Source organism: uncultured Wocania sp. (genome assembly GCF_964021735.1).
GTDB lineage: Bacteria > Bacteroidota > Bacteroidia > Flavobacteriales > Flavobacteriaceae > Wocania_A.
In genome coordinates this window covers 1-12196 of record NZ_CAXIBN010000098.1, presented here as the reverse complement: position 1 = coordinate 12196, position 12196 = coordinate 1, and the positions used below count along the sequence as shown (strand labels likewise).

11 protein-coding genes are annotated in these 12196 nt (G+C 32.6%); 3 read left to right on the top strand and 8 right to left on the bottom strand.

Going from position 1 to position 12196, the window contains the following annotated elements; genetic code table 11:
- The 3 genes from AADI82_RS09845 to ileS all read right to left on the bottom strand — a co-directional run.
- The coding region (locus AADI82_RS09845) for a lipoprotein signal peptidase (protein WP_341216274.1) at nt 1-618 on the bottom strand (618 nt) is incomplete at its 3' end.
- 107 nt (nt 619-725) lie between these two features.
- Entirely contained in the window at nt 726-1103 is a 378-nt protein-coding gene (locus AADI82_RS09840) for a TraR/DksA C4-type zinc finger protein (protein WP_034042044.1), read from the bottom strand.
- Nucleotides 1104-1106: 3 nt separating this feature from the next.
- Nucleotides 1107-4574, bottom strand: coding sequence for an isoleucine--tRNA ligase (gene ileS / locus AADI82_RS09835; RefSeq protein ID WP_341216273.1), 3468 nt, complete (start codon nt 4572-4574; stop codon nt 1107-1109).
- A gap of 175 nt (nt 4575-4749) precedes the next feature.
- On the opposite strand from ileS, the gene AADI82_RS09830 reads away from it, so the two are divergent.
- On the top strand, nt 4750-5178 hold the full coding sequence (locus tag AADI82_RS09830) for a PepSY-like domain-containing protein (protein ID WP_341216272.1): 429 nt from the start codon (nt 4750-4752) through the stop codon (nt 5176-5178).
- Here AADI82_RS09830 and radA read toward each other — a convergent pair.
- The 5 genes from radA to panC form a co-directional block, all read right to left on the bottom strand.
- Complete coding sequence (radA, locus tag AADI82_RS09825; RefSeq protein WP_341216271.1) at nt 5175-6533, bottom strand: DNA repair protein RadA; 1359 nt, start codon at nt 6531-6533, stop codon at nt 5175-5177. The genes AADI82_RS09830 and radA overlap by 4 nt on opposite strands.
- Nucleotides 6533-7684, bottom strand: coding sequence for an alpha/beta hydrolase-fold protein (locus AADI82_RS09820; protein WP_341216270.1), 1152 nt, complete (start codon nt 7682-7684; stop codon nt 6533-6535). The genes radA and AADI82_RS09820 overlap by 1 nt, the downstream gene beginning before the upstream one ends.
- A gap of 128 nt (nt 7685-7812) precedes the next feature.
- The gene (locus AADI82_RS09815; protein ID WP_341216269.1) at nt 7813-8763 is read right to left on the bottom strand and encodes a lysylphosphatidylglycerol synthase transmembrane domain-containing protein; all 951 of its coding nucleotides are present in this window, start codon (nt 8761-8763) and stop codon (nt 7813-7815) included.
- Nucleotides 8764-8766: 3 nt separating this feature from the next.
- A complete protein-coding gene (panD, locus tag AADI82_RS09810; protein ID WP_034042051.1) occupies nt 8767-9117 on the bottom strand; it encodes an aspartate 1-decarboxylase in 351 nt (116 codons plus the stop codon).
- 13 nt (nt 9118-9130) lie between these two features.
- A complete protein-coding gene (panC, locus tag AADI82_RS09805; protein ID WP_341216268.1) occupies nt 9131-9982 on the bottom strand; it encodes a pantoate--beta-alanine ligase in 852 nt (283 codons plus the stop codon).
- A gap of 143 nt (nt 9983-10125) precedes the next feature.
- Here panC and AADI82_RS09800 point away from each other — a divergent pair, with 143 nt between their 5' ends.
- Complete coding sequence (locus AADI82_RS09800; protein ID WP_341216267.1) at nt 10126-10935, top strand: glycogen/starch synthase; 810 nt, start codon at nt 10126-10128, stop codon at nt 10933-10935.
- Nucleotides 10936-10961: 26 nt separating this feature from the next.
- Nucleotides 10962-12196: DUF4270 domain-containing protein (locus tag AADI82_RS09795; protein WP_341216266.1), on the top strand; the 1235-nt coding region annotated here is incomplete at its 3' end.

Sequence of the window (12196 nt, the reverse complement as noted above, 5' to 3'; positions counted from 1 at the left end):
CTTCTTCTGAAAAGCCTTTTTATTAAAAACAATAAGCATAATAAATCCTGTGCTTATTGCCATATCGGCGATGTTAAAAACAGGCTCGAAAAACGTAAAATAATCACCACCAAAAAAAGGCAACCACTCTGGCAAATATCCTTTCCATAATGGGAAGTAAAGCATATCTACTACTTTGCCGTGTAAAAGCGCATCATAGCCTCCAGCTTCTGGTAAAAATGTAGCGACTTGACTGTAGCTATCATCAAACAAAACACCATAAAAAACGGAGTCTATAATATTCCCTAAAGCACCTGAAAAAATTAAAGCAATGGCTAATATTAAAACTTTAGGGCTTTTCTTTTTTGTAACATCATATAACCAATACCCTATCCCGAAAATGGCAACAACTCTAAATAAAGTTAAGGCTACTTTGGCGGTTCTATCGTCTATAAAAGATACAAAATCGCTAATTTTTGTACCCCAAGCCATTCCATCATTTTCAATAAAATATATTTTAAACCATTTAAAAACTTCAACATTATCTTGAAGTGCAAAATGGGTTTTTATATAAACTTTACTAATCTGGTCGATAAGTAAAATTATTATGATAATAAAAATGGATTTTTTTAGTGACATAAAGTGTAATGGAGACCTTTCGACTGCGCTCAAGGTGACAATTGGTTTTCAAACAAAAAACGTCTCGATATAAAAAGCGAGACGTTTTATTTATAATATAATGTAAATTACTGCATGTTTTTAGCTTCAATACTCAATGTAGCATGAGGTACTAATTTTAAACGTTCTTTGTTAATTAATTTACCCGTAACTCTACAAACACCGTAAGTTTTATTTTCAATACGTATTAATGCATTTTTTAAATCACGAATAAATTTTTCTTGACGAATAGCTAATTGCGAGTTAGATTCTTTACTCATTACTGCACTACCTTCATCAAAAGCTTTAAAGGTTGGCGACGTATCTTCAGTTCCATTATTATGGTCGTTCATATACGCACTTTTAATAAGCTCTAAATCATGCTTTGCCTTTTCTATTTTCTCTGTTATTAAGGCTTTAAATTCGGCTAAATCAGCATCTGAATATCTTACAGTATTTTCTGCCATGTTTTAATGTTTTTTAATAAATAATTTGGTATTTACATCATCAAAAGCAATTTCTATACCATTATTTACTTGTTCTATAATTTCTAATTCTTCAGTTAATGTTTCTGTTTTAATATATCCAATATTGTGCTTTACAGCATTTTCAATATTAGTATCTTTTTGAAGTGTTACATCAATTCTATCTGTAACTTCAAACCCAGAATCTTTACGTAAATTTTGTATACGATTTATCAATTCTCTTGCAATACCCTCTTTTTTCAAATCATCAGTCAGTGTTACATCTAAAGCTACTGTTAAAGCACCTTCGTTTGCAACTAACCAACCTTCAATATCTTGCGATATAATTTCTACATCTGTGCGTTCTAAAGTAATCTTTTTTCCATTAACTTCTACATCCAAATTACCATTTTGTTCTATTTTGTTAATATCTTCTGCTGTAAAGTTAATTACTTCATTAGCAATGGCTTTCATATCCTTCCCAAAACGCGGTCCTAAAGTTTTAAAATTAGGTTTTATCTGTTTTACTAAAATATCTGAAGCATCTTCTAGAAGTTCTATTTCTTTCACATTTACTTCATGTTTTATAAGCTCAGAAACTGCTAAAATTTCTTCTTTTTGTTGCACGCTATCAACTGGAATCATGATTTTTTGAAGCGGCTGACGTACTTTTATCTTTTCCTTAGCTCTTAACGACAATACTAATGATGATATTGTTTGAGCAGCTTCCATTTTTCGTTCTAAGCTTTTATCTACAAAAGATGCATCAAAAACCGGAAAATCTGCTAAATGCACACTTTCAAAAGTTTCTTTTTTAGTCACCGAATTCAAATCGAGATACAAGCGATCCATGAAGAAAGGAGCAATTGGCGCACTCAATTTGGCAATGGTTTCCATACAAGTGTAAAGCGTTTGATATGCTGATATTTTATCTTGCTGATAATCACCTTTCCAGAAACGTCTTCTACTTAAACGTACAAACCAGTTGCTTACATAATCTTGTGTAAAATTTGAAATCGCTCTCGCTGCTTTGGTTGGCTCGTATTCTGAATAAAACGCATCTACTTTTTGAATCAATGTATGTAATTCGGAAAGAATCCAACGGTCTATTTCTGGTCTTTCGGCCAAAGGGATATCAGCTTCAGAATACGTGAAATTATCTAAATTTGTATACAATTGAAAGAATGAATAGGTGTTATAAAGTGTTCCGAAAAACTTACGCTTTACTTCTTCAATACCGTCAACATCAAACTTTAAATTATCCCATGGATTTGCATTCATAATCATATACCATCGTGTTGCATCTGCACCATAAGTTGACAAGGTGTCGAAAGGGTCTACGGCGTTTCCTAAACGCTTCGACATTTTTTGCCCGTTTTTATCTAACACTAATCCGTTAGACACTACATTTTTATAGGCTACAGAATCGAAGACCATAGTTCCGATAGCATGAAGTGTATAAAACCATCCTCGTGTTTGATCGACACCTTCTGCAATAAAATCGGCAGGAAAAGCTCTTTTGTCAACCTGAACTTGTTTCAGGTCCTCATCATGAGATTCCGAAACAAGTTCGGAATGACGAGAGCCATCAATAAGCTCTCTATTTTCAAATGGATAATGCCATTGGGCATAAGGCATAGATCCAGAATCGAACCAAACATCAATTAAATCGCTTTCGCGGAACATTTTTTGACCAGTTGGCGATACTAAAACAATATTATCTACAATGTTTTTATGCAAATCGATTTTAGCATAGTTTTCTTCAGAGTTGTTTCCAATTTCAAAATCTGCAAAAATATCGGCTTTTAAAACCCCTGCTGAAACTGCTTTTTGCATTTCAACTTTCAGTTCTTCAACAGATCCGATACAAATTTCTTCTTTACCATCTTCGGTTCTCCAAATTGGCAACGGAATACCCCAATACCTTGAACGCGATAAGTTCCAATCATTTGCATTTGCTAACCAATTACCAAACCGTCCTTCACCTGTACTTTTTGGTTTCCAATTAATGGTTTTATTTAGTTCATGCATTCTATCCTTAACATCAGTCACTTTTATAAACCAAGAATCTAATGGATAATATAAAATAGGTTTATCAGTACGCCAACAATTTGGATAACTGTGTTTATATTTTTCAACCTTAAAGGCTTTATTTTCTGTTTTTAATTGAATAGCTAACTCTACATCGACCGAACGCTCTGGAGCTTCACCATCATTATAATACTCGTTCTTTACATATTTACCAGCATATTCACCCATTTCTGGACGAAAACGGCCCTGTAAATCTACCAACGGTACTAAATTGTCATTTTCATCTTTTACCAACATGGGTGGTACTTCTGGCGTAGCTTGCTTTGCCACTAAAGCATCATCGGCTCCAAAAGTTGGTGCGGTGTGTACTATACCTGTACCATCTTCTGTGGTTACAAAATCTCCAGAAATAACCCGAAATGCATGTTCTGGATTATCGTTTGGTAATGAATAAGGTAAAAGTTGTTCGTATGTGATGCCTACTAAATCTTTGCCTGTGAATTCTTTTACAACGTAAAACGGAATTTTTTTATCTCCAGATGTATAGTTTAGTAATTCTGATTTGTCTTCAACTTGTTTAAACTTTCCTGCAAATTGTTTAGCTACCAAAAGTTTAGCCAAAACAACTTTTATAGGCTCAAAAGTATATTGATTATAAGTTTCAACCAACACATAATCAATCTTTGCACCAACGGTTAAAGCGGTATTACTTGGCAACGTCCAAGGTGTGGTTGTCCAAGCTAAAAAATAAACATCGCCTTCGTTTTGTAAAAATTCAGGCAGCGATTCTAATTTAGCTTTAAACTGTGCCACAACCGTTGTATCTGTAACATCTTGATACGTTCCTGGTTGGTTTAACTCATGCGAGCTTAACCCTGTTCCTGCTTTTGGCGAATAGGGCTGAATGGTATACCCTTTATATAGTAACGATTTATTATAAATCTGTTTTAGCAACCACCAAACAGATTCCATGTATTTTGGTTCGTAAGTAATATATGGATCATCCATATCTACCCAATAACCCATTTTTTCAGTTAGGTCGTTCCAAACATCTGTGTAGCGCATAACGGCTTTACGGCAAGCCGCATTATAATCTTCAACCGAAATGGTTTTACCGATATCTTCTTTGGTAATGCCTAATTCTTTTTCTACCCCCAATTCTATTGGCAAACCATGTGTATCCCAACCCGCTTTGCGCTTAACTTGGTAACCTTTCATGGTTTTATAACGCGGAAAAATATCTTTAATAGCACGTGCTAAAACATGATGTACTCCAGGAAGTCCATTTGCAGATGGTGGTCCTTCATAAAACACATACGGTTTGTTGCCTTCTCTAGTGGAAATACTTTTTTCAAAGATGTTATTTTCTTGCCAATATTGCAGTATCTCGTTTGCTACATTGGGTAAGTCAAGTCCTTTATATTCAGGAAATTTCGTGCTCATTTACTCTCTTTTGTAATAAGGATGCGAATTTAAGGAATTTTGAGAAAACAGCACTGTTTTTAATATAAAACGTATGTATTTTGTTTGAGTTAATAATCATAGGAAATCCGTTAATTAAACACATTGATTAATGTTTATCTTTGTATAACACAAATTAATTCTAAAAATATTTCTTATGAAAAATATATCATTACTTGTTACTGCAATCTGTTTGGCTTTAACTTTTAGCTGTAATCAAACAGTAAATAGTCAAGTTCCTGATGCTGTTAAAAAAACATTTCAAGCAAAATATCCAGGTGAAAATGACCCAGATTGGCATAAAGATTCAAATGGTAATTATGAATCAAATTTTAAAATTGATGGTATAAAATATAGAGCTGATTTTAAACCAAATGGCATGTGGATTGAGACTGAAAGCAGTATCGATAAAAAAGATTTGCCTAAACCTATTAGAGATAAAATCGAAAAAGACTATAACGGCAAAATCACTGAGATTGAAAAAGTTCAGCATCACTCAAAAGGTCTTTTTTATGATGTAGAATTTAAACGAAAAGGAAAGAATAAGGATATTGAATTTAAGGCAGACGGTACTGTTATAAATTAAACAATTATATCTACCAAATCCTCAATCTTAGAAATCAATTGAATTTTAATAACCGTATTTTTAAATGAAATTTTATTGTATTTAGACACAAAAATAGTTGAAAAGCCTAATTTTTCAGCTTCCAAAATACGCTGCTCTACGCGTTGTACGGGGCGAATTTCTCCAGACAAACCTACCTCGGCAGCAAAACAAAAATCCTTTTGCAGTGCCACATCTTCATTTGAAGATAAAATAGATGCCACAACCGCTAAATCTATCGCAGGATCATCTACTGTAATACCGCCTGTAATGTTTAAAAACACATCTTTTGCCCCTAAACGGAAACCTGCTCGTTTTTCTAAAACAGCCAACAACATATTTAATCGTTTAGCATTAAATCCTGTGGCACTCCGTTGTGGTGTACCATAAACTGCAGTGCTTACCAAGGCTTGCACCTCAATCATTAAAGGACGCATACCTTCTAAAGTTGCAGCAATGGCATTCCCAGATAATTCTTCGTCTTTTTTAGAAATTAAAATTTCTGATGGGTTAGAAACTTCTCGTAATCCAGAACCTTGCATTTCGTAAATCCCTAATTCATTGGTTGAGCCAAATCGGTTTTTATGGGCACGCAAAATTCTAAAAACATGATTACGGTCACCTTCAAACTGTAAAACCGTATCGACCATGTGCTCTAAAATTTTTGGGCCAGCAATGTTTCCATCTTTTGTAATATGACCAATTAATAACACTGGTGTTGCAGTTTCTTTAGCAAATTTTATAAGCTCTGCAGTACATTCTTTTATTTGCGATATACTTCCAGAAGACGACTCTATATAATCGCTATGTAAAGTTTGAATGGAATCGATGATAACAATGTCAGGTTCTAAAACTTCAATCTGTTTGAAGATATTTTGAGTTTTAGTCTCAGTTAAAATGTAACAATTGTTGTTATTTGGATTGATGCGTTCTGCACGCATTTTTATTTGTTTCTGACTTTCTTCACCTGAAACATACAAGGTTTTATATGGTAACTTTAATGAAATTTGAAGGAGCAAAGTACTCTTTCCTATTCCGGGTTCACCACCTAAAAGCGTTAAGGAACCTGGAACAATACCACCCCCTAAAACACGATTAAATTCGGCATCAAACGTATCTAGTCTTGCTTCTTTAGAGCTATCAATTTCGTTAATTCTTAAAGGAATCGAAACTCGTTTTACAGTTGATGTAGGTGATTTCCAATCGCTTTTTTCTGGTTTTTGAATAACCTCTTCAACAATAGTATTCCATGCTTTACAAGCAGTACATTGCCCCTGCCATTTTGCATATTGATTGCCACAACTCTGGCAGAAAAAAGTAGTTTTAACTTTTGCCATTAATACCCGAAATCTGATTTAATTAAATCGGCTTTTTCTAGCATTAAATCTTTTGTAATACCTGCTATTTCATCTAACATATAAGCCGATTGATAGGTGCGCATTGCTTTTTTAGGTTCGCCAGTCTCTTCATAAAAACGTGCTAAATAATAGTTTCCTAATAAAGTTTCGGGATATTCTTTTCGGGCTATTTTCCCTAAAGCTTCAAAATATTCAAACTGTTCTGTTTTTTCAATGGCTGCCGAAATAGCCTTAAAATCGTTAATTAGAATTTGCTTTTCAATGCCAAAAAGCTCATTAATGGTTTTGTATTTTTCTTCAAGATATTCAACAGGAGACGTGTCTAGCTTTAGTATAACCTCTTTATATTCTTTTTTACTAATAGGCTGAAACACATAAAAAATACTCTCTATTGCTTTTGGCAAAGCATGTGCTGGCACTGAATAATGGGATACATCTTGAAAGCTATCAAAATTATAAAATACATTTTTAGTTTCCAAAGCAGATATGTCTGCATTTAAAGCATTTGTCATCTTTTTTATGGACGATGCATCGTTGGTTGTATTTGCTAAATAATAAAATATTTTAGATTCAATCTTACCTAATTGCTCTGGAATATAATCGAGCATATTAGGTGCTAATTCTGGACTAATAACCACATAGCCCTGAAATATTGGCTGCTGCTTTAATAAAAAATAATTAATGAAATTTGCGGTTTCTCCATGTCCAACGGCGACTCTAAAATTTTCAGCTCTGTAAGCTTTTTCTATATACGGAATTAATTCCATACCTATAAATTCGTAAAAAGCAGCACCAGTTTCAATAGGTAGTGAGTTTTGTTCAGAATACATGCAATCATCAAATCGTTTATCAAATTGATTAACACCAACTACAATAGCTTCTGGCATATCTTCCCAATACGAGTAATAATCTACGTTTCCTGCAACTACTTCAAATAAATAATCACCATCTAAAACAATAAATAATGGATATTTTTTATCTTGATTATTATTGTAACCTCTTGGTAGCTGTATTTTAAGTTCGCGTGTCTCTCCTAATTTTGAAGACTCAAAAGTTTCGTATTTAACTTGAGCATCAATAGTATGTAAAGTGCAAAATAATAGTAATAAAAAAATGATTGGCTTTTTCATTTTAAAATGATTTGAGATTTAATATGGGCAAGGTAAGAAATTAAGTGAAAGTTTAAAAAAGCTATTCTTAGTACTTTTAGAAAAAACTCAAATCGATATTTTGAAATTTTTTAATCTTTTTTCAAAGCCTACCTTCTATTATAGATAGGTAAATAAATTAATGATAGACCACCAAAAACAATAATCATAATGGTTTGAGATGCCCACATAATCCAGCCAAATGCAATGCTTGGTTCTTCGGCAATTCCAAAAATTGAAAATGCTGCATAAATAGCTAGCGGATACGAGCCAATGCCCCCATTGGTAGCTGCAATACTAAAACTTGCTGCTATAAAACCAATTAATATGGCTGCAAAAGGAATATTACTAGTTTCTTCGAGTGAAAAAGACGTGACATAAAACATGAGTACGTACATGCCCCAAATGAATAAAGTATGGAAAATAAATGCCCACTTTTTTTTCATTTTAAAAATACTCAGTGCGCCTTCAATAAGTCCGTTTACAAACGCTTTAATTTTTAATGCTATTTTAGAACGACTTCGCTTTATATATGTAAAAAACAATATCATTAAAACAACAAATACAACTAATGCCATAGTGATTTTTATAGGATCGAATTTTTCAATTAAAAAATTATAGATAAAATCGAATTCAAGAAAAAGCGTAATGGTTATAATACCTAACATAACCAGCATATCTGCAATACGTTCGGCTACAATGGTGCCGAAACCTTTTTCAAAAGGCACGTCTTCATAATTTGTGAGTAACGATGCTCTAGCAACTTCGCCTGCTCTGGGAATAGTATAATTAATTAAATAAGTAACAAAAACTGCCATAATACTATTACCCAATTTAATTTTATAACCCATAGGTTCTAATTGAAAACGCCAACGGTAAGCACGTGACAAATGACTTAAAAGCCCTAAAAACATTCCTAAAACAATCCAAGTATAATTGGCGTTTTTGGCGTAAACCAATAACTCTTCGACAGAAACTTTAGACAGTGAATACCAAACCAAAAAAACTCCCAATAATAATGGGAGTAATGTTTTTAGTATATTTTTTGTCTTTTGATTCAAAGTTTATTTTAACAAGTTTGTGGCTTCATCTGGAAATACCAATGATGGCTTAAACACTTTTGCTTCTTCAATATCCATAAAAGCATAAGTGATTAAAATAAGTGTATCGCCAACAGATACTTTTCTAGCGGCAGCTCCATTTAATGTGATTTCTCCACTGTTTCTTGGTCCAGGAATACAATAAGTTTCTAAACGTTCACCGTTATCGTTATTTACAATCTGAACTTTTTCGCCTTGTATAATGTTGGCTGCATCCATTAAATCTTCGTCAATGGTTATACTGCCTATATAGTTGAGTTCTGCACCTGTGCATTTTACTCTGTGAATTTTAGATTTTACGACTTGAATTTGCATGCTGCAAAGATAATTAATTTAATGCGATATTATCAATCAATCTAATATCGTCTGCATATACGGCTATAAACGCTCTATACGCTTTTTTGTTTGATTTTCTTGTTACTGTTTTTAAGGTTTTTGTGTCTGCTATAATAAAATATTCTAATTTTAATAACTCGTGTTTAGCAAACTCATTTTCAACCCATCTCGAAACTTTAATAGCACTTTTTGTGCCAAATTTTTCTTTGGCAGCTTTTAAAGTTTTGTAGATAAATGGGGCTGCTTTTTTGTACTCAGGCTTTAGTCGTATATTGCGAGAACTCATTGCTAAACCACTGGTTTCTCGATGAATTGGACAGCCTATAATTTTAAGAGGTATATTATGCTTTTCAACTAACTTTTTAATGATTGTTAATTGCTGAAAATCTTTTTCTCCAAAATATGCACGATGCGGTTTTACAATCTCGAAAAAACGTTTTACAATAGTACCAACACCATCAAAATGTCCGTTTCTAAATTTCCCTTCCATTTCAAACTCTAAACCATCAAAATCGAAACTTTGCGATACAGTATTGCCTTCGTAAATATCTTCAACGGCTGGAGCATAAACTAAAATTTTATCTTTTGAGACTGTTTTTAATAAGGCCACATCATCATCTAGAGTTCTTGGATATTTTTTAAGATCGTCTTTATTATCAAACTGTGTAGGATTTACAAAAATGCTTACCACAACCCTATCGTTCTCATTTAAAGCTTTTTTAACCAAAGCCAAATGTCCTTCGTGTAAAGCACCCATGGTTGGCACTAAACCTACGGAGAGTTGTTTCGCTTTTAATTCATCAACCTCAGCTGAAATTTGCATTTTTTGTGAAAAAATCTTCATTATTTAATAAAAAATTAACGCTTGCAAACTTAATATTTTACTGGCAATTCGCATAAAATTTTGTACTTTTGCGTGTTTTTTATTTTGAATTCTCAAAAAGCTATTCATTTATATAGCTACAAAAAGACAACAAAAACTAACATATGAAAGATAAGAGGATATTATATGTATCATCTGAAGTAGTGCCTTATTTACCCGAGACTGAAATTTCATCTATGTCTTTTGAAGCTCCTAGATTGGTAAATCAACAAGGTGGGCAAATAAGAATTTTCATGCCTCGATATGGCAATATTAATGAGAGAAGGCATCAACTACATGAAGTTATAAGATTATCTGGTATAAATCTGGTTATTAATGATTTAGATATGCCACTTATTATTAAAGTAGCCTCTATACCAAAAGAACGTATACAGGTTTATTTTATTGATAATGATGAGTATTTTAAACGCAAAGCAACACTTACCGATGAAAATGGTGAATTGTTTTCTGATAACGACGAACGTGCAATTTTCTTTGCAAAAGGTGTTATAGAAACGGTTAAAAAACTAAACTGGTCGCCAGATGTTATTCATGTCCATGGTTGGTTGGCTTCGTTACTGCCTTTATATTTAAAAGCGTATTATAAAGACGAACCATTGTTTAACGAAAGTAAGATTGTTACTTCTATATACAATCAAAGTTTTGATGGTACGTTAAACAAAGACATGATTAATAAAATTAAGTTTGATAATATAGATGATAACGCTATTAAAACGCTTGAAGAACCGTCTTATAATAATTTAATGAAAGTTGCTATTGACTATTCTGATGCATTAATAGTTGGATCTGAAAATATTCCTGAAACTTTAGAATCGTATTTAAAAGCATCAGACAAACCTATTTTAGAGTACAAAAGTAAAGATGAATTTGGTGAAGCTTACACAGAATTTTTTAATACAAAAGTTTGTAACTAACCTCACATTTCATTTAAAAAGAATATATGAAAAAAATATTTAAAGCCCTTAAATTCTCTAGCACTTTCCTGTTAGCTATGGTAATACTTATTGCCTGCGACAAAGATTTTAACACCATTGAAAGTGATGTTTTAGGAAAAGACAATGCTAATTTTAATACTGATAATTTAAATCTTCAAATTTTAGCATACAATAAAAAATTAGATTCTTTGCAAATTAACGGTTTATCATCAAACTTGTTTGGAGTCTTTAACGACCCTGCTTATGGACAAACTACAGCAAGCATTATAACGCAAGTAACACCGTCTGTTTCCAATCCTAATTTTGGAGATAACCCTGTAATAGATTCTGTGATTTTAAAAGTGCCTTATTACAGTAAAGAAGATGGCACAGAAGAAGGCTCTTCTGAGGTTAAATATACCATCAAAGACTCTTTATACGGTGGTTCTCCAATAAAATTAACAGTTTACAGAAACAATTACTTTTTAAGGGGTTTCAACCCGAATTCTGAGTTTAACGACACACAAAATTATTACTCTAATGCAAGTAGTTCAACAAATTCGGCTCTTGACGGCACTAATGTTATAAATTTTGAAGCTCATAAAGGTGAGGTTATTTATGAGCTAGAACAGTATGTTCCAAGTAGTAAAACCATAGTTTTAAAAACTACAGAAGGAAATCAAGACGTTTTCGATAGGCAAGTACCAGCATTAAGGGTGCATTTAGATAAAGACTACTGGAAAACTATAATTTTTGATAAAGAAGACGACCCAGTTTTAAGTAATGCTAATAATTTTAAAGATTATTTTAGAGGCTTATACTTTAAAGCCGAAGCTATTGATGGCAAAGGAAACATGACGTTTTTTAATTTAAGCACTGCTAACATTACTATATATTACTCAAAGGATTCATCTATTAATGGAAACAAAGATCAAGATACTTACACATTAAATATTACTGGTAATAGGTTAAACACTTTTATAAATGATTATAGTATACCCTTATCAAATGGAAACAAAACCTTAGGTGATGAAAAACTATATTTAAAGGGAGCTGAAGGCTCTATGGCTATTGTTGATTTATTTAATGGAATGGTTGATAGTGATAATAATGGGTCTAAAGATATGTCTGCTTTAGATTACTTTAAAAAAACCTATAGACAGTTAGACGAAAATGGTGACTACTTACCTAAAATTAATGGTAACTTTCCACTTAAAAAATTAATTAATGAAGCACAACTTGTTATTTATGAAGATGAAAC